The sequence below is a fragment of the Paenibacillus sp. FSL H7-689 genome, from assembly GCF_000517905.1.
GTDB lineage: Bacteria > Bacillota > Bacilli > Paenibacillales > Paenibacillaceae > Paenibacillus > Paenibacillus amylolyticus.
Window position 1 is genome coordinate 14,136 of record NZ_ASPU01000066.1, and the last position, 20,374, is coordinate 34,509.

Annotated in this window: 15 protein-coding genes; 14 read left to right on the plus strand and 1 reads right to left on the minus strand. The window is 46.4% G+C overall.

Features of this window, described 5'->3' with window-relative positions; genetic code table 11:
• Nucleotides 1–46: 46 nt before the first annotated feature.
• From C170_RS28305 to C170_RS28315, 3 genes are read left to right on the plus strand one after another with little or no spacing between them, the layout of a single operon-like run.
• A complete protein-coding gene (locus tag C170_RS28305) occupies nt 47–1,006 on the plus strand; it encodes a cation diffusion facilitator family transporter (protein ID WP_036616887.1) in 960 nt (319 codons plus the stop codon).
• A gap of 40 nt (nt 1,007–1,046) precedes the next feature.
• A complete protein-coding gene (gene recJ / locus C170_RS28310) occupies nt 1,047–3,455 on the plus strand; it encodes a single-stranded-DNA-specific exonuclease RecJ (protein WP_036616889.1) in 2,409 nt (802 codons plus the stop codon).
• Nucleotides 3,456–3,492: 37 nt separating this feature from the next.
• The gene (locus C170_RS28315; RefSeq protein ID WP_017686780.1) at nt 3,493–4,005 is read left to right on the plus strand and encodes an adenine phosphoribosyltransferase; all 513 of its coding nucleotides are present in this window, start codon (nt 3,493–3,495) and stop codon (nt 4,003–4,005) included.
• 153 nt (nt 4,006–4,158) lie between these two features.
• Here C170_RS28315 and uraA read toward each other — a convergent pair whose 3' ends face one another.
• Nucleotides 4,159–5,475, minus strand: a complete 1,317-nt coding sequence (gene uraA, locus C170_RS28320) for a uracil permease (RefSeq protein ID WP_036616892.1) — start codon at nt 5,473–5,475, stop codon at nt 4,159–4,161.
• Between the two features lie 373 nt (nt 5,476–5,848).
• Between uraA and C170_RS28325 the strand changes: the two genes are divergently transcribed.
• From C170_RS28325 to C170_RS28370, 11 genes are all read left to right on the plus strand, one after another.
• Nucleotides 5,849–8,026 (plus strand): RelA/SpoT family protein, encoded by a 2,178-nt coding sequence (locus C170_RS28325; RefSeq protein ID WP_036616894.1) that lies wholly within the window; start codon nt 5,849–5,851, stop codon nt 8,024–8,026.
• 12 nt (nt 8,027–8,038) lie between these two features.
• The gene (gene dtd / locus C170_RS28330) at nt 8,039–8,500 is read left to right on the plus strand and encodes a D-aminoacyl-tRNA deacylase (RefSeq protein ID WP_036616897.1); all 462 of its coding nucleotides are present in this window, start codon (nt 8,039–8,041) and stop codon (nt 8,498–8,500) included.
• Nucleotides 8,501–8,575: 75 nt separating this feature from the next.
• Nucleotides 8,576–8,743 (plus strand): hypothetical protein, encoded by a 168-nt coding sequence (locus tag C170_RS30970; protein WP_017686784.1) that lies wholly within the window; start codon nt 8,576–8,578, stop codon nt 8,741–8,743.
• Nucleotides 8,744–9,009: 266 nt separating this feature from the next.
• On the plus strand, nt 9,010–9,516 hold the full coding sequence (locus tag C170_RS28335; protein WP_036616900.1) for a type 1 glutamine amidotransferase domain-containing protein: 507 nt from the start codon (nt 9,010–9,012) through the stop codon (nt 9,514–9,516).
• Nucleotides 9,517–9,620: 104 nt separating this feature from the next.
• Complete coding sequence (locus tag C170_RS28340; protein ID WP_036616903.1) at nt 9,621–10,067, plus strand: hypothetical protein; 447 nt, start codon at nt 9,621–9,623, stop codon at nt 10,065–10,067.
• 631 nt (nt 10,068–10,698) lie between these two features.
• A complete protein-coding gene (locus tag C170_RS28345; RefSeq protein WP_036616906.1) occupies nt 10,699–11,967 on the plus strand; it encodes an SEC-C metal-binding domain-containing protein in 1,269 nt (422 codons plus the stop codon).
• An 822-nt stretch (nt 11,968–12,789) separates the two neighbouring features.
• Nucleotides 12,790–14,043: a histidine--tRNA ligase gene (hisS, locus tag C170_RS28350; RefSeq protein WP_036616908.1), complete on the plus strand. Its 1,254-nt coding sequence runs from the start codon at nt 12,790–12,792 to the stop codon at nt 14,041–14,043.
• Between the two features lie 213 nt (nt 14,044–14,256).
• Nucleotides 14,257–16,035, plus strand: coding sequence for an aspartate--tRNA ligase (gene aspS, locus C170_RS28355; protein ID WP_036616911.1), 1,779 nt, complete (start codon nt 14,257–14,259; stop codon nt 16,033–16,035).
• Between the two features lie 18 nt (nt 16,036–16,053).
• Entirely contained in the window at nt 16,054–16,812 is a 759-nt protein-coding gene (locus C170_RS28360) for a tRNA threonylcarbamoyladenosine dehydratase (protein WP_036616913.1), read from the plus strand.
• Nucleotides 16,813–17,056: 244 nt separating this feature from the next.
• Nucleotides 17,057–18,355, plus strand: coding sequence for an NCS2 family permease (locus C170_RS28365; RefSeq protein WP_036616916.1), 1,299 nt, complete (start codon nt 17,057–17,059; stop codon nt 18,353–18,355).
• A 73-nt stretch (nt 18,356–18,428) separates the two neighbouring features.
• Entirely contained in the window at nt 18,429–20,228 is a 1,800-nt protein-coding gene (locus C170_RS28370) for an ABC transporter ATP-binding protein (RefSeq protein ID WP_036616918.1), read from the plus strand.
• The last annotated feature ends 146 nt before the right edge of the window (nt 20,229–20,374 follow it).

Consider the following 20,374-nt stretch of genomic DNA (forward strand, 5'->3'; position numbering starts at 1 on the left):
AGGCGCGGTTTTGCAACTTTATGTACAGAATTAAGGGGGAATATTCATGACCAGAGAACATATCCCATCTGCTCAGGCTGCCACATGGAGCGGTATTGCCGGTAATATGGGACTTGCGGTGATCAAAGCGGGAGTCGGTTATATGGCAAACAGCAAATCATTGCTCGCTGACGGCTTGTATTCTGCTTCTGAAGCTGGTTCTGCCCTGGCTGGTCTCTTTCCCTCCAAGTCTGTACGCGATAAGAGGAAGGCTCGCAGGGGACGGTTTAAAGAACATTCAAGTGTTGCTAGACCCGGAATCTCAGTATTGTTATCTGTGCTGATTCTCATGGGTGGATTACAGCTTGCCATCTCCGCATTGGGTAGTCTCTCCGGAAGTGAACCGGAAGCACCCGGCAAGTCGGTACTTTTGGTGGCTGTTGCAGCTTTGGCTGTGAAAGAAGCGATTTTTCAATTTCAGTACAGATATTTCCGTAAACGGAACCAGTCTCAGGCGCTGGCCTATGCACAGCAACATCGCCGTGCACTCTATTGTTCGCTCACCGTGTTAATCGGCATTATAGGATCGATGGCTGGTGAAGAGACGGGATTGAGCATGCTGCTCTACCTAGACCCCACGGCTGCGTTGATTGCTTCCTGTTTTGTGCTTCACAAGGGTTACCGAATGATTGTGGACACAGTCTATGGTTCACTCGTTCAGGAGCTGGAGCAGGAAGAAGCCTCAGATTTTAAAGAGACCGTACAGCGGGTATATGGCATCATTACCATTGAGCATTTGGTTGCACGTGAACAGGAACATGACGTTACGATTGAGCTGGTCATTAGTGTGAATCCGAGGATCTCGATACTGGAAGCACAGGAGATTGCAAATCGTGCCAAGACATTACTGCTCACCCGTTTCAGTCATGTGAAAGAAGTACAGATTAAAGCGATACCTTATGATCCAGGTTATCCCTATAAATCCAATCATGAACTGCCCGATCACGAAGCGACATTAATTCAGTAGTGAAGCGCGGGTCCAGTAGATCAGGAAAGGAGCGTTATCATTGCTTTATTCGCAATACCGGTGGAATACACCGAATATCGATTTGGAGGCGGCTGCGGGACTCTCGCAGGCGCTTTCCGTTTCACCCCTTGTTGGACGTTTGCTTGTGAGTCGAGGAGTGCACAATGAGAAGGAGGCCGAACGTTTTTTGCATCCTGACCTGAATCAGATGCATGATCCCTATCTGCTCCTTGGCATGAATGAAGCTGTGCCACGTATCAAGCTGGCATTGGAGCGGGAAGAACATATTTTGATCTACGGGGATTATGACGCTGATGGCGTATCCAGCACATCGCTCATGATCCATTTGATGCGTCATCTTGGAGCTTCGTACGATATATATATCCCTCATCGCTCGAATGAAGGGTATGGATTGCACAACCATGCATTGGATTGGGCCCATCAACAAGGCGTTTCATTGATTATTACCGTGGACACCGGAATCAGTGCTGTTGAACAGATTGCCTATGCGGCCACGCTGGGCATCGAAGTCATTGTGACAGATCACCACGAGCCGCCTGAAATTTTGCCCGAAGCCTTTACACTTATTAATCCGAAACTTCCAGGATGCCCGTATCCTTTTAAAGGTTTGGCAGGAGCGGGAGTAGCCTTGAAGCTCGCTCAGGCATTAATCGGGGAAGTGCCCGGTGAATGGATGGAGATTGCCGCCATCGGCACCGTTGCCGATCTGATGCCTTTGGAAGGGGAGAACCGGGTTATCGTCAGTTATGGAATAGAATCGATGCGTGGTTCACGTCTTCCCGGTGTAAGTGCATTGCTGGAAATCAGTGGTGTGGATCAGAGTCAGGTGACTTCGATTAATATTGCCTTTGCCATGGCACCTCGTATTAATGCCAGTGGACGTTTGGATCATGCAGGACGAGCGGTGTCGCTGCTCACAACTGAGAATCTGGATGAAGCTCATACGCTAGCCGGTCAGCTTGATCTATTGAATCGGGAGCGGCAGCAAGTCGTAGAGGGCATATTACAAGAAGCAACGGCACAGTTGGAACAAAAGATACAGCTTCGTTCAGGATCCGTTCCAGATGTAATCGTATTGGCTGGTGAGGGCTGGAACGTCGGAGTGGTTGGTATTGTGGCTTCCAAATTACTGGAACGTTATTACCGACCTACACTTATCCTTGGGATCGATCCAGAGAGCGGTGTCTGCAAGGGCTCTGCGCGCTCCATTGAGGGCTTGGATATCTATCAGGCACTCACAGTCAATAAACACACTATGGACCATTACGGGGGACACCCTGCAGCAGCAGGTATGACCTTGCATCGGGAACAGCTGGAAGAACTTGAGGCTGGTTTGAATGAGTTTGCTGCATCTGTATTAACTGAAGAGGACTTTGTACCTCAACGTCTTGCGGATGATGAATGCAGAATCAGTGATGTTCCGCTGAAAGTGATCCAGGAGATCGACAGATTGCAGCCTTTTGGGATGAGCAATCCTTCGCCACGGTTTGTATTGAGAAGTGTGACTGTGAAGGAAACCAGAACAATGGGACGAGAGAAACGCCATCTGAAACTGGTTCTGGAACAGGATGGTCAGCAACTGGAAACCGTTGCTTTTGGCAAGGGAGCGTTAGCAGAGTTCCTTCTCCCAGGTTCCGTTATTGATGTGATGGGAGAACTGTCCATCAATGAATGGAATGGGATGAGAAAACCTCAATTGATGCTTCAGGACATTCATGTTCCTCAGGTCCAAGTGTTTGATTTGCGCGGTAATGCCGAGCCATTAAATGCGATGAAACATTTCTTGAGCTCACTTGAGGTGCATCTGCGATATAAATCTGGTTCTGTTGGTGCTATTGTTAGGAAAGAAACAGATGTTTCCGAGGGAAATTCATTGTATGAACCTTGCCTTTGGGTATATGATAGAAAGGTCGGGTTATTTCCGTGTAATGCTGCTGCACAGCATTATGGACAGGAACAAGTCCGGACGTTATTTGTGTTTGATACGCCGGAAACCCCGGAACAACTTAATGCCATGCTGGCTTTGTTCAGTGGAGCTGAGAATATCATCCTTCTGCACGGATCAGGCAACCGCCGAGATCGCCTTCAGATGCCTTCCAGAGAACTCTTTAAGCGTATTTATATGCAGGTGTTGAAATGGAAAGCTGAACCCGTGGAGGAACAAGAGATTACTCCTGTGCTCAGTCGTCAGTGTGGTTGTTCGCCGCGCATGATTACGATGATGTTGGATGTATTCGAAGAGTTATCCTTCATTACCCGTGATAACGGCAAAATTGCGTTTGTGGATAACCCGCCTAAGCGTGAACTAACCGCTTCACGTCACTATCAGGCGCTCGAAAATATGGCCGAGATAGAACAGGTGATGCTGGATGCAGCCACACCGCAACTGACACAATGGATGATATCCCGGATGAAGGGCGTATCTTAGATGGAAGTTTGTGTATTTATTTTAGGAGGAGATTATTTTGGATTTTAAAGATTATATTCGTGTCATCCCTGACTTTCCACAACCGGGAATCAGCTTTAAGGACATTACAACATTGTTGAAGGATGGAGAAATGTACCGCAATGCGATCAATGAACTGAAAGTGATGGTTTCTGATCTCAAAATTGACGTTATTGCTGGACCTGAAGCACGTGGTTTCGTTGTGGGCGCCCCTCTGGCATACGCTCTTGGTGTCGGTTTTGCTCCGATTCGCAAAAGTGGAAAACTGCCTGGAGAGACGATTGAAGTTGGTTATGATCTCGAGTATGGCAAGGATACACTCGCGATGCACACAGATGCGATTGAAAAAGGTCAAAATGTCCTGATCGCAGATGATCTGCTCGCAACGGGTGGAACGATTGCAACTTCCATCAACTTGATTGAACAATTGGGTGGGAAAGTTGTCGGAGCTGCCTTCCTGATTGAGCTGTCTGATCTGAATGGTCGTGCTAAATTGCCAGAAATCGATGTATTCACATTGATGAATTATTAAGCTGAAATCTTCACATGTACCGCTGTGATGAAACATGAATTGTTTTTTCCGTTTCCCGGGAAATAATATACAGCATTAATGATTATCAAAAAGCCTGTTCTTCCAACCGTAAGGTTAGGGAGAACAGGCTTTTTGATGTGTATACGATGGAAGTTAATCGGGCGTTTTTTCAGTGATAGGCTGTTTACGCGAATCGTCATTCAACCAACCTAGCACTTCAAACAGTTTGAACAACAAGCTCATCAGAATTCCGACGATGGTTGCCAATGCCATCCCTTTCAGATGAACGCCGTAGAAGGTAACTTCTGTACCACTCAGTCCGATGACCAATACAAGTGTAGTAAGCAGCAGATTGGTCGGTTTGGCAAAATCGACTTTCTGTTCAACCAGAATACGCAGACCAGATGCTGCAATAACCCCGAACAGAAGCAGGGATACGCCACCCATAACAGGCACAGGAATATTGGCTACAAGCGCCGAGAATGTTCCTGAGAAGGAGAGTACGATTGCAATGACTGCTGCGCCACCAATGACATATGTGGAGTATACGCGAGTCAGGGCCATTACACCGATGTTCTCACCATAGGTTGTATTGGGAGTAGATCCTACAAACCCGGACAGAATGGTGGAGACCCCATTACCAAGCAGGGAACGATGAAGCCCAGGGTCTTTCGAAAGATCTTTGCCTACAATGCTGCTCGTTACAAGCAAATGTCCAATATGTTCAACGATAACCACAAGCGCTACAGGTAAAATGGTGAAAATAACGGACCAGTCAAATGTAGGCGTTGTTACGGTTGGCAATGAGATGAAATCAGCGTTTGCAATAGCTTTTTTTTCAACCAGACCCATAAAATAGCCTAATACATATCCGGATACAATTCCGATTAGAATATGAATAATTTTGGGGAATCCACGGAACGTTACGGCACCAATTACTGTGATTCCCAATGTGACCATGGATAAAATGATTGGTTTGGCTTGAGGTGCCCAGTTGGGATATTTAAGGGTATCGGGATTAATCAGACCTGCCATTCCGGCAGCCACGGGTACAAGCTCCAGTCCGATCAGAGCAACGATGGCGCCCATAACCGCTGGTGGGAAGACTACGTTAATCCATCCGGTACCCGCAAATTTAATAATGAGGGCCACGAAACAGAAAACAAGTCCTGTTATGATAAAAGCTCCAAGTGCCATGGAGTAGCCATTCTCAGGATGTTGTTTTAATACCATTGTAACAGGAGCAATAAAGGCAAAGCTGGACCCGAGATATGCAGGGATCTTTCCTTTACACATCAGTATGTACAACAGTGTTCCAATTCCGTTCATCAGCAGGATCATACTTGGATCAACACCGAACAGGTTGGGTACAAGTACGGTACTGCCAAACATGGCGAACAAATGCTGAAGGCTAAGCAGTGAACCTGAGCCAAGTGGCATCTTTTGATTAACCTGAATTTCGCGTTGCAATGAATTTCATCTCCTTTTCCGAAACACAAACTTTCAATAGATTACAGAGTTTCTCTTAATTAATCAATAACATTTTTGACGTAACAGAGCGATAGAATTAATATTTTCATGAATTTTCCTTCTATTTCAGCAAATAACGGCAATAATACATAAGAAATAAGAAATACATCCAATCCCCTGTGAGTCATAGGGAAACGAGATAGAAGTAATTCAGATCATCAATATAAAAATTGGATAAGCGCTCTTATTCGTCAGCAGTTGACGGGAAACGGGCGAAGCGTCATAATTATAGGAAATTACTTTTACGGGGAACCTGTGTTGCAGCACTGTCACGGGTTCCATTTGGTATAGAAAGGACACGGAACAGATCAGAATGGGCATAGAGCAATTACTCGAGAAGGCCGGGGCATATATCAAAGAACCCGATCTGGTGCGCATACGAGAAGCTTACGAATTTGCTGATCAGGCCCACCATGGACAGACGCGAAAATCGGGAGAACCGTATATTCTGCATCCGCTTGCGGTTGCCGACATTGTTGTGAACATGCAGATGGACACCATCTCCATAATAGCAGCGCTTCTTCATGATGTAGTAGAGGATACTACGGTCTCACTTGAAGAGATCCGCAATCATTTCGGCAATACGTGTGCCATGCTTGTTGACGGCTTGACGAAGCTGGAACGTATTCAGTTTCGCTCCAAGGAAGAACAGCAGAACGAGAACTACCGCAAAATGTTCATCGCCATGGCGCAGGACATCCGTGTCATCGTGATTAAATTGGCTGACCGTCTGCATAATATGCGGACACTCAAGTTTCAGTCGGAAGAAAGCCAGCGCCGGATTTCATATGAGACGCTGGAAATTTTCTGTCCGATTGCAAACCGTTTGGGTATCTCTGCAATCAAATGGGAAATGGAGGACATCGCCCTCCGTTATTTGAATCCGCAGCAGTATTACCGAATTGCTAACCTCATGCACAAAAAACGTGCGGAACGGGAGCAATATATTGATACGGTTATGGATGGAATTACGAACAAGCTCGATGAGATGGGGATTCAGGCAGACCTTTCGGGCCGCCCGAAACATATCTACAGCGTGTTCAAGAAAATGACCACCAAAAACAAGCAGTTTAACGAAATTTATGATCTGCTTGCCATTCGTATTATTGTGGATAATATCAAGGATTGTTATGCTACCTTGGGAATTATACACACGCTATGGAAACCGATGCCTGGACGCTTCAAAGACTACATTGCGATGCCAAAGGCGAATATGTATCAATCGCTGCATACAACGGTAGTTGGTCCCAATGGCGAACCAACGGAAGTACAGATCCGGACATGGGATATGCACCGGACTGCTGAATTTGGTATTGCTGCCCACTGGGCCTACAAAGAAGGCGCAGCGAACGGAAATCATTTTGAAGACAAGATTACGTTCTTCCGTGAAATTCTTGAACTTCAAAACGAAGCACAGGATGCATCAGAATTCGTAGAGTCACTCAAAATGGATTTCTTCTCGGATTTGGTATTTGTATTTACACCAAAAGGAGAAGTCATCGAATTGCCAATCGGCTCTGTTCCTTTGGATTTTGCTTATCGAATCCATACGGAGGTTGGTAATCGGACCATTGGTGCCAAAGTAAACGGTCGGATTGTTCCGCTCGATTATCATCTGAAGACAGGTGATATCATCGAAATTTTGACGTCCAAACATTCTTACGGACCGAGCCAGGACTGGATGAAAATTGCGAAATCTTCTCATGCACGAGCGAAGATCAAGCAATGGTTCAAGAAGGAACGCCGTGAAGAAAACGTTGAAAAAGGTCGGGAAAGCTGTGAGCGTGAACTGAAGCGTATGGGGCTTGATCCTTCTGCGTGGATGACGGATGACAAGTTGATGGAAGCTGCCAAAAAATATGCGTTTAACGATATTGATGACATGCTTGCGGCTGTTGGATTCGGTGGGATTACTGCTGCACAGATTGTAACCAAAGCAACCGAAAAACTGCGTAAAGAGCAGGAAGAGTCCAGTTTGCTGGAATTAAATTCCGAGATGCGCGAGCTGAAACCTGCGCCTGAGCGCAGAAATCGTCCAACCAACGGTATTCGTGTCAAAGGCATCGATAATCTGCTTGTTCGATTCGCACGATGCTGTAATCCTGTACCTGGGGATGACATTATCGGATATGTTACACGCGGACGCGGCGTTTCCGTACACCGTAGTGACTGTCCGAATATTCCGACAAGTGCAGACGGAGAAGAAGCAGCACGTGTTATTGAGGTCGAGTGGGAAGAGAATATCGAAGCAAGTTACAGTGTGGATATTGAGATTACAGGCCATGATCGGAATGGCTTGCTCAACGAGGTACTTCAGGCTGTATCTGAAAGTAAAACCAACATATCTGCCGTTACAGGACGGACAGATAAAAATAAATTAGCATTGGTGCACGTCACAATTCTGATTCGTAATACGGATCATCTGCAATCCGTTGTAGAACGGATCAAACGTGTGAAAGATGTCTATTCGGTGCATCGGATTATGCAGTAAGGAGCCTGTAAGATGAGGGTGCTTGTACAACGCTGTAAAGAGGCTCAGGTGACCGTGGGAGACGAGCTGACAGGTAAGATCGAGTCCGGATTAATGCTGCTCGTAGGCATTACCCATAAGGACACCGAGAAGGATGCCCAGTATCTGGCTGACAAAGTTAGTGGGTTGCGGATATTTGAGGATGATCAGGAGAAGATGAATCTCAGTCTGCTTGATGTAGGCGGTGCTGTATTGTCTGTTTCCCAGTTCACCCTGTACGGAGATTGTCGCAAAGGAAAGCGTCCGAGCTTTGCGGCTGCGGCCCGACCTGAAGCGGCAGAACTGTTATATGAAACGTTTAATCAACTGCTACGGGATAAAGGTATTCAGGTTGAAACCGGGCGTTTCGGAGCGATGATGGATGTAACATTTACCAACTGGGGACCCGTGACTTTGATGCTTGAAAGTCCGGTTCGTCAGGAACCAAGTGCATAATTTCATAGGGTTCAGGCCATAATGAGGAATATTCGTTGATGACTATTTCATGATCAAAGGAGTATCCATCCAATTATGCGCCAATCTGCGAAAGAAACACGTACCCGTTCAGAACCTTTGTTACTCCCAGGCAACCTGTATGAATCATTGCACCTTGCCCGTTCGGCTGCTGAGTATGTTGCAACGATCTGGGCACTTCAGGATTCGGACAAAGGGAAGCAGAGTCATCTTCCGCGATCTTGAATGTTTACACAGGGATATAAACATCCGATATTTGGATTATACAGATTCTGAAAAAGTCCTGATTCCTTCCCGAATCAGGACTTTTTGTCGTGAGTAGAACTTTTTAAGTATTCGTTTGACGACTTGGTTACAAAATGAAATTACATTGAATTGTTATAAATTGCTCTGGTGAGGGTAATAACAAAACGAGGCACAACGAAGTGCCAATGTACTGCAAGACCCGATTTTATAAAGAAAGTTCGAACACGGAAAGGAGAACATACGTTATGAGTAAAGTTGCTTTTTTATTGGCGAATGACTTTGAAGATTCGGAGATGCAGGTCCCGTATGACGAAGTAAAAAAAGCTGGACATGAAGTGGAGATTATCGGATTAAAAGCCGGTGAGACCCTTAAAGGTAAAGGAGGAAAGGCCTCCTATACCACAGATAAGGCGATTGGTGATGCATCCGCTTCAGATTATGATGCAGTCGTGATTCCTGGTGGATCATCCCCTGAGAATTTGCGAAGTGATGCGCACATTTTGAAGTTTGTCACTGAGATCAACAGTGCGAAGAAACCAATTGCTGCGATCTGTCATGGTCCGCAAATTTTGGCTAGTGCCGGTCTGTTGAAAGGCCGTACCATTACATCCTATCCACCACTTAAGGATGATATGGTAAACGCAGGAGCAGAGTTCAAGGACCATGAGGCCGTTGTGGATGGAAACTATATTACATCCCGAACACCTGAAGATGAGCCAGCGTTTGTACGTGAACTGCTAAAAGTTATATAACTTCAGCTAGTGCAACTGACATATATTGATGTATCTTAACTACGTTACATCGTGGGGTTACGAAACTTCACGTTGCATTTCATTCCGAAAAAGGAGGGTTTGACATGACAAAACATATTCAGGCGTATTTTCGAACCGAGGACGAGGCAGAGGGAGCAAGAACTTCACTTCAGACGTTCCGTACAGAGCATTTGGAAGTAGGTCAACTGGACAGTGCGGTAGGTAGAGACACGCGTGTTATGGTGCCACTGGTGCCTTATAATACAGCAGGTGGCGTAGGCACCAACGGAGCAATGGGTGTAGGTGCAGCCCCTGGTGTTCCAGCTAGCGAAAATGTGATCCCTGTAGTAGCCAATGTGGACCGTGATGCAGAACGGGATACTCGTGACAGAGTGAATGAGGATGGAGACCTGCTGAATGCTGCAGATGTGTCTTCGGCCGATTATGATGATCTGCATTATGTTCTGTCTGCCAAAGTAAGAGATGAAGATTATGACGAGATTGTTCATAAGCTTCGTTCCAACCATGCCTATGTGGAAGATTTGAATTAACGTGTAGATACTTCTTGGCCCTTGCACTGCTCGACCATACAGTCGAGTGATGTGCAAGGGCTTTTTAATCAGGAGGATATTAGAAAGCTAGTTTATAAAGCGCTATCATTTTTGTAATATTACTGTAATATTAGATACATAAGCCTTTAACATAGTGGGCTTATAATAACACACATGACCCCCTTTTTTTATATATCCTTTGAGCCTGCACACCGTGTGCAGGCTATTTTTTTTGAGATGTGAATGTGTATGTTTTGGGCAGAGCTTACCCCTTTATTCAATTTTTGCTAGAATAGAGAGATGGGTTTATATATTCTACAGCGAATTGTTTTCATAGTTGGGCTACATTGGACGGTAAATCTAGCTCCAGCGATTGGGTTCAGACGAATCCAATCCTATGACAGAGAGTATGAGGAACTCATCGCCAGAGTGATCCGTCATATTCCAGATGAACATATACTCGCTGAAACGGCCCCACCTTTTTTATATAAGTACGGGGCAGCCGTTTCTGCTTGATCGATGGAATTTGAAAGTTATATAGAATGCCTCGTTTGAGAAATGACACCTACTATGCTAAAGCAACAGAGTTCTCATGCGAATGGCTAGAGACAGATTTAAGGGGGAATTAGTTTTGAGTAAGGTTGGAAGAAATGATTTATGCCCATGCGGTAGTGGGAAAAAATATAAGAAATGTTGTCTGAACAAGGAGTCCTCTGCAGTAGAATCCATACTGGGGATAATATCAGCGGAGCAACCGGTTCGGGAAGCCTCCATGCAGCCTGAGAGCAAACTGACCTTGACCAAGCTGGAAAAGATGGTGGCAAGCGATTTGAAATGGGAGCACCCGGCTCACGAACAGCTGGCCCTGCAGACTATTGAGAACATGAGGAACCAATACGAGCCCGAGGTAATTTTGGAAGCTCTGGTGTTATGGAACGGCTACTCCCGTCAGACCCGCCCTACTGTGAAGAAGACAGGCTCGTTCTCTGCTGCAATTGAGTATTTGCTGTCCGAGGAATACGGCTTCCATGTCTCAAAGGCTGAGCTGGCTGATAAATATGAGGTAACGACAGGCACGATCTCCCGGAAGGTTAAGGAGATGAATAGTTATATCGAAGAATACGGCATGGGCGGTGAAACGGACGAGCTATTGATGCTGAACGGTCCAGGCACATCGAAAGACAAAGCACAGGCTCTGCTGTCTAAGGCGAGGGAAACGAGCTCTTCCAAACGGAGAGTACATCTGGCGGAAACAGCGCTGGAGATGTATCCTGACAGCTCTGATGCGTATCTTATTCTAGCTGAGGAATCGGACAATGAGAATGATGCACGATCTTACCTCAAGGAAGGAATCGCTGCTGGCAAACGTGAACTGGGCGAACTGTTCTTTGAGGAGAACAAAGGGGACTTCTGGGGGCTTCATGAGACTCGTCCCTATATCCGGATATGCAAAAGCTATGCCGAATCCTGCTGGTTTGGTGGAGATACCAAAGAAGCAGCACAGATTCTGGAGCATATGCTAGAGCTTAATACGGAAGACAATACCGGAGCACGTTACCTGCTCGCTGCTGTGTATTTGTACAGCAACCAATTGGATCAGGCAGAGCAATTGCTGGAGGAGTATGGAAGAGGTGACGCCGCAACGGCCTTTGCCTATGACAAGATCATTCTGGAGTATAAGAAAAACGGAATCACCTCCCAGCTCAAAATGCTGTACCGTGTGGCCCGGGGTGTGAACAAACATGTGCCTGATTACCTGTTGGGTTTGAAACGGCTGCCGCATAACCTCCCTGACTTTGTCGGCATGGGCGACTCCGACGAAGCGATTGAATATGTCATTATGCATTCCCGTTTATGGGCGAGCGCGCCGGATCTGTTGAAGTGGATGCTGCAACAATAGAGGAATAAGAAGCGAATAGAAGTTGGAATTCATATGATGAATCCAGCTTCTATTATCCGTGATTTCTGTCACTCCCCCATCCGGTGCAGCGTGTGAGTAAAATTTTTTAGAGCTATCTTTTCGTGTTAACCCTTGACTTTAGCACTGCGGTTCATTACAATCAGAAAATAATACGTTGACTATAGTCAATACAAGTCGATTTTTGAACTATATTACTGATTTGATGACGGGACCAAGTACTCCGTGCCCACATGACCAGAGAGGAATCCCAAGGCTGTAAGGATTCTCTTGATGAGCGGACGAATGACTTCCCCGAGAACAGACGGCGAACACAGCAGAGATGATCTGGTGACCAGTAGCTGGCCTGCGCAGGACGTGCGTTACACGTAGAGCGGAATATCTGCTTGATCAGGTTGCTCTGTGCAATCCTGAATCATCAGAGATCACCTGAACGGCTAAAGTGTCAGGTTTCCGGAATGTGGGTGGTACCACGGGTGAATGTATATTACACAATCTCTCGTCCCTTTGTTTGCTGTATATACAGCGACAGGGCGAGGGATTTTTTTGTTATATAAGTTGATTTAAAAGAAATACACGAAAACGGAGAGGGCAGAAAAAACCTGTAAAAGCGAAGCGTTCGCCTAAAAGATTTCTGAAAGAAAGCTGCATCGGAAGCATATGCTATCACCGGATTTCCACATTGTAAAATTAATTCAAAAAATCTGGGGATAACAGCGATTGTAAGGTTGTTCTGCCCGAGCAGTGATCACGTGTAGAGTTTTTTAACTTTTAGAGAAAAAAATCAATGCTGGAGGGATCAAGATGGCTTTTCAAAAACCGACTGGAACGCAGGACTTACTGCCTGGAGTTGTCGAGAAATGGCAGTACGTAGAAGAAAAAGCACGAGATCTGTGTCGACGGTTTAATTACCGTGAGATTCGTACACCGATCTTCGAACAGACTTCTTTATTTGTACGCGGTGTAGGAGAGACTACCGATATCGTTGAGAAAGAAATGTATACCTTTGATGACAAAGGCAATCGCAGCATGACTCTTCGTCCAGAGGGAACAGCAGGTGTTGTCCGTGCGTATGTAGAGAATAAAATCTACGGTGAACCGGATGTGAGCAAGCTCTATTACATCGGTCCGATGTTCCGGTATGAGCGTCCGCAGGCAGGTCGTCAGCGTCAGTTCCACCAGTTTGGTGTAGAAGCCATCGGTGCGCTGGACCCTGCGATTGATGCCGAAGTAATCGCACTAGGTTACCAGTTGTGCGTCGAGCTCGGCTTGAAGGATGTCAAAGTGGAGATCAACTCCGTTGGTAACTCAACCAGCCGTGCAGAATACCGCGAGACGTTACTTGGGTTCCTCAGACCGATGAAAGACAGCCTGTGTAAGGACTGTCAGTCCCGCATGGAGCGTAATCCGCTGCGTGTACTCGACTGTAAAGTCGATCAGGACAAATTCGTTGGGGCACCGTCCATACTGGATAGCCTGGATGAAGAGTCTTTGAATCACTTTGCCAAGCTGCAGGCATACCTGGATGATTTCGGAGTAGATTATGCTGTGAATAATCGTCTGGTACGGGGCTTGGATTATTACACACTGACTGCGTTTGAATTAAAAGCCCAAGGTATTGGAGCAATAGATACGGTTGGCGGCGGTGGTCGTTACAATGGTCTGGTTGGAGATATCGGCGGACCTGATCAGCCAGGCATCGGCTTCGGTATTGGTCTGGAGCGCATCCAACTGATTCTGGAGCACCAAAATATTGAGGTCACTACGCTGGCTCCACTGGATGTGTACTTTGTTGCTCTGGGAGAGGCAGCTGATCGTGAAGTGAACCGTCTGTTGTTCAAACTTCGTCAGTCTGGACTGTCTGGGGAACGTGATTATCTGGGCCGCAAGATGAAAGCACAGATGAAATCAGCTGACCGTTTCAAATCCCGCTACACTGCCATCCTTGGTGATGACGAGCTGGAGCGTGGTGAGATCGCCCTCAAGTCGATGGATACGGGTGAGCAACAAACCGTGAAGCTTGATGATCTGGTAGAGGCAATTCGCGAAGGTAAATAAGCATGAGGTGTTACATTAAATCTTAAACATTCAAGTAAAACAATTGATCCGGCAATAGTACTGAGGTTCACCGACGTTTCCAATTAAGCGGAAGTTGGCGAGCCAGAGGTAACATGCCTTTTCGAATACATGATCTACACGTAACCGGACTGTTGAAGAGCAGGCACTAACTGCCCATACAGAACGGAAATTCACATAATGAGGAGTTTGGTTATGAAAAGAAGTCATCATTGCGGCGCATTAACACCCGCACACATCGGTGAAACAGTAACATTGAACGGTTGGGTTCAGACCCGCCGTGACTTGGGGGGCGTACTCTTCATCGACCTGCGTGATCGCAGCGGGATTGTACAAGTTGTCTTTAACCCGGCTTATTCCGGTGAAGCTCTGCAAATCGCAGATCGCGTACGTAGCGAGTATGTTATCGCTGTAACGGGTAAAGTCGTTAAACGTGATGCTGAAACAGTTAACAAAAACCTGCCTACTGGCGAAATTGAAGTTCAAATCACAGAAATCGAAGTGCTCAATGCAGCCAAAACACCTCCATTCTTCATTGAAGATGGTGTCGAAGTTGATGAATCCCTTCGTTTGAAATATCGTTACCTGGACCTGCGTCGTCCGGAAATGTTCGAAACATTGAAACTGCGTTCCAAAGCATCCAAAGTGTTCCGTGACTACCTGGATGGAGAAGAGTTCGTTGAAGTGGAAACACCAATCCTGACTAAGAGCTCCCCGGAAGGTGCACGTGATTATCTCGTACCGAGCCGTGTGCATGAAGGTGAATTCTTCGCCTTGCCACAATCCCCACAAATCTACAAACAATTGCTGATGGTTGGTGGCGTTGAGCGTTATTATCAGATCGCTCGTTGTTTCCGGGATGAAGATCTGCGTGCAGACCGTCAACCAGAATTCACTCAAGTCGACATCGAGACTTCTTTCTTGCAACAGGATGACCTGCTGCCAATGATGGAAGAACTGATGGCCAAATTGCTGCGTGAAACGAAAGGTATTGAGCTGGAACTGCCTTTCCAACGGATTACGTATGCAGATGCAATGGGTAAATACGGTTCAGACAAACCAGATCTGCGCTTTGGTATGGAACTGGTTGAAATGAACGATATCGTAGCGAACAGCGGTGTAAAAGTATTTGCTTCTGTCATCGAAAAAGGTGGAGAAGTGAAAGTGCTGAACGCTAAAGGCTGTGGCACATGGAGTCGTAAAGAGATCGATGATCTCGGACCATTTGCTGCACGTTACGGTGCTAAAGGTCTGGCTTGGATTCAAGTAAAAGACGGCGAGTTCAAAGGGCCAATCGTGAAGTTCTTCACGCCTGAAGAAATCGAAGCTGTCAAAGAACGTACAGGTGCTGAAGATGGCGACTTGTTGCTCTTCTCCGCGGACACGAAAAAAGTGGTTGCTGACGTTCTGGGCGCTTTGCGTCTGAAAATCGGCCGTCAACTGGGTCTGATTGATGACAGCAAATTCAAATTTGCTTGGGTTGTGGACTTCCCACTCCTCGGATATGATGAAGATGCGAAACGTTATGTGGCAGAACACCATCCGTTCACTCGTCCAAAAGACGAAGATGTACATCTGTTTGACACAGATCCAGGTGCAATCCGCGCTCAAGCCTATGACCTTGTTCTCAATGGTTATGAAGTAGGTGGCGGTTCAATGCGTATCTACAAACGTGATGTTCAGGAGAAAATGTTTGCTGCCCTTGGACTCTCTACAGAAGTAGCGAATGAGAAATTCGGCTACCTGCTGGAAGCATTCGAATATGGAACTCCACCGCATGGTGGTATTGCCTTTGGTTTGGACCGCCTCGTGATGTTGCTGGCGGGCCGCACGAATCTGCGTGAAACGATTGCCTTCCCAAAAACGGCAAGTGCAACGGATCTGCTCATGAATGCACCTTCTGAAGTGGATGACTCTCAATTGGAACAACTTCACATCCGTGTAGCCCGTAAACCGGTAGCGGAAAAGAAATAAAGGAGGCATCGATTCTCAATGCTCCATCAATTTTCAAGAACAGAACTTGCGATCGGACCTGAAGGTCTGGACACGTTGAAGAATAGTACAGTCGCTGTGCTCGGTATTGGCGGCGTAGGTGGTATTGCTGTAGAAGCTCTTGCCCGTAGCGGCGTTGGGCGTATCATCCTGATTGATAAGGACGTCGTGGACATCACCAATATTAACCGCCAGATTCATGCTCTGACTACGACAGTGGGGCAGAAAAAAGCGGATCTGATGGTGGAACGTGTGAAACTGATCAATCCGGAATGTGATGCAATTGCCCTGAATATGTTTTACACGGAAGAAACATATGAGGAATTGTTCAAATATGATCTGGATTATGTGCTGGATGCATCCGACACGATTATCTACAAAATCCATCTCATTAAAGAGTGCCTGAAACGTAAAATTCCGATGATTTCGAGTATGGGTGCGGCGAATAAAATGGACCCGACGAAATTCCAGGTTGCAGATATTTCGAAAACGACCATGGACCCGATTGCCCGTGTTGTGCGTACGACACTTCGTAAAGACGGCATCAAAAAAGGTGTGAAAGTGGTCTTCTCGACTGAAAAGCCGATGAAACCACGTGAGGACGTAACACAAAAAATCGTTCCCGAGAATGCTCCGGAAATTCGCAAGGCTAAACAGCCACCTGCGAGTAACTCATTTGTGCCTCCGGTAGCCGGACTGATTATGGTCAGTGTTGCGATTAAGGATTTGTTAGAAATTGCAGAGAACGAGCAGCAGTAACTTGCTGCCAACTGAAGAAGCGTGGATGCTGATAAGGCATCTGCGCTTTTTTGTGTGATCATACTTCGCAAGAGAGGAGCGGATGGGACGTCAATCGTCTATGATAGCCGAACTGTATTCCTAGATAAATGTCAGAGTTACGTCATGTACTTCAAAGTCAAAACCGTGTATGATATTCACTGCTGCGCGAAATGATGATACATACATAATGAATTTGCGGCTACAGAGAGGGGAATAGAACGAAATGAAACACGGATGGATGACCAGACGTCTTGGCATGGAGCCAGGAGACCAGTGGAAGAAGGAAGTTGTGGCGGGAGCCATTTCCTATTTTGCCGTGGTCTATATCGTTATGGTCAATGCTACAATTCTTTCCGATGCCGGGATGCCTTTGCAGGCAGCTATGGTTGGAACACTGCTGACGTCCATTGCAGGATGTTTGCTCATGGCATTTGGCGGAAAATCACCGATTATCGTGGTACCCGGAATGGGGATTAATGCATTTTTCACGTATACACTTGTACATTCCATGAAATTAAGCTGGCAAGAAGCGCTGGCTGTTGTAACCGTTACAGGTATACTGTTTGCCATTGTTGCGTTTACGTCACTATACAAAATGATCAGCGAAGCAATCCCGAAAAATCTGCAGCATGGCATTACGGTCGGGATTGGTTTGTTTCTGACATTTATCGGTTTGCAAAAAAGTGGAATCGTTATCGCACATCAGACCACGTTTGTTGCGATTGGGCATTTCAATGATCCCAATGTCATTACAGCCTGCGTTACGCTGGTGCTTGCCTTGATTTTATTTATACGTAACGTACAGGGTGGACTTCTGATCAGTATTCTGGTCGGGACAGGCCTTGCCTATGTACTTGGTGCAGTGAACCCGGGTGAGTCCGTATCAGCTATGGATGCGCTGCGTCAATACGGCGGCTTGTTTGGTGAATTATCTTTGATGAAACTGGCTGATGTTGCATTCTGGATCGCGGTATTTTTGCTACTGCTAATTGTGGTGTTCGAAAATATCGGATTAATTACCGCTCAGACACAGATGATTGGTCGTCCAGAGCGGTTCAAAGGAAGTCTACGCGCACTATCCATTAGTACCGTACTGGCAGGCGTATTCGGAAGCAGTCCTCCAGTTGCCGCAGCCGAGACTACAGCCGGAATTGCAGCAGGTGGTCGCACAGGTTTGACTCCGCTCGTTACAGCCGTGTTATTCGGAGCTACTTTTTTCTTCATCCCGCTACTCGGTTATATTCCAGACAGTGCGATTGCGCCCATTTTGATCATTATTGGTGGCCTGATGGTACAAGGTGTGAAAGATATGGATTTTGGTGACTTCACAGAGGCATTTCCAGCATTTCTGATCATGGTCATGATTCCATTTACATATAGCATCGTGGACGGTATGGCGTTTGGATTTATTGCCTATCCATTAGCGAAGCTGGCAGCAGGTCAAGGTAAACAGGTGCCTGTGGTCATGTATGGCATTTCCATCCTCTTTTTAGCCAACTTTGTGTTGCATGGAGTTTTGTAATAACAAAAGGCAACGTCATGTAAGTTCATACGTATGATCTCTGGTGAGCAGATGGAGAACGGGAGGAACGGGAATGGAAGAGCAGCAACAAGCAGGGCAGAATGAACCGAAGGTAGGAAAAAAGGGATTTAAGGATTTCGTCAAGCTTATCGCCTCCACGAACCCGCCAAAACTGATCTTGATTCTGGCCCTCATCTTAACCCTGATTCAAACTACAGCCGGACTGATCGTGCCATTGATGACCAAAGGTCTGATTGATGGATTAACCACTTCGGCATTGAACAAATCTGTTATTTTGTTATTGCTTGGGGCATTTGTGATTCAGGCGATTGCCTCGGGTATTAGCATTTATATGTTAAATTACGCCGGACAACGAGTGGTCGCAACGCTTCGTACCAAGCTGTGGAACAAGGTATTGTCGCTACGAATGCCATATTTCGATCGGAATCGTACAGGCGATACGATGAGCCGGATTACGAATGATACAAGCCAGATCATGACGTTGATCACGGATTATCTGGTTTCCTTTGTATCCAACATCGTCGCTGTTGTGGGTGGCGTGGCATTACTATTTTACTTGGATTGGGTGATGTCGCTCATTATTCTGAGTCTGGTGCCGCTTACGCTGTTGATTCTGTTGCCGGTCGGGAAGAAAATGTACAAGATCTCCAAGAAGCAGCAGGATGAGATGGCAGGTCTTACGTCCGTGCTCAGTCAGGTTATTGGCGAGATCCGCTTGGTGAAAGCTTACGGAACGGAGAAACAGGAAGTGGAAGCAGGAGATTCCCGGATTCGTAAAATGTTTGCTTTTGGCTTGCAGGAAGCACGCATTCTTGCTCTGATCGGTCCTTTGTTTACATTTGTCATGACTGCCGTACTGGTCGTTATTCTGGGTGTGGGGGGAATGCGCGTAGCGTCTGGACTGTTGTCGCCTGGTGAACTGGTTGCGTTCATATTGCTGTTGTTCCAGGTCATTATGCCAATGGGACAATTCACGACGTTATACTCCCGTTTGCAAAAAGTCGTAGGTGCAACGGAGCGCATACAAGCGATCCTTGCTGATGAGGAAGAGCCACATGACAGCACCAAGGTAGCGCCAAAAGGAAATGAGACGATTGCATTCCATGATGTACATTTTTCCTATGTTACAGGTGAGGAAGTGTTGCACGGAATCAATTTGACGGTACCTACACAAAAAGTGACAGCCATTGTCGGTCCAAGCGGTAGCGGCAAATCAACACTGTTCTCTTTGATGGAGCAGTTTTATATGCCCGATTCAGGCCATATTTCATATGGGGGACAAGCCATAACAGATTATTCTTTGGCCTCCTGGCGCAGCAAGATTGGGTATGTATCTCAGGAAAGTCCACTTATGGCGGGTACGATCAAAGACAACATCACGTACGGATTAGGTCGTGAGGCCACGATGGATGAGATCCGGCGAGCTGCTGAGATGGCCTATTCTGCCGACTTTATCGACAAGCTACCACAGGGCTATGACACGGAAGTGGGCGAGAGAGGAATCAAGTTATCCGGGGGCCAACGTCAGCGGATTGCTATTGCTCGTGCCTTACTGCGCAGTCCGGATATTCTTATGTTGGATGAAGCGACATCCAGTCTGGACAGCACCTCGGAGTATGAAGTACAGCAAGCATTGTCCAATCTGATGGAAGGAAGAACTACGATCGTGATCGCGCACCGATTGTCCACAGTGGTGGATTCCGATCAGATTGTTGTATTGGAGCATGGGCATGTTACCGGAACAGGAACTCATACGGAATTAATTAGCAATCATCCGGTATACCGTGAGTTAGCGCAGAAACAGTTTGTGGCACAGGAAGGCAATGCAACTACAGTACAAAACGAAGAGTAATTCTCATTAATGCAGGGTCTCCGTAATACCCATGAGGTATTTCAACGGAGATCCTTTTTCTTTTTCTAAAATTCCTCATATTGACAGTAAGACCAACATACTCTATATTATAGATACCGACCGTTGGTATGTATAAGGAGGAACTT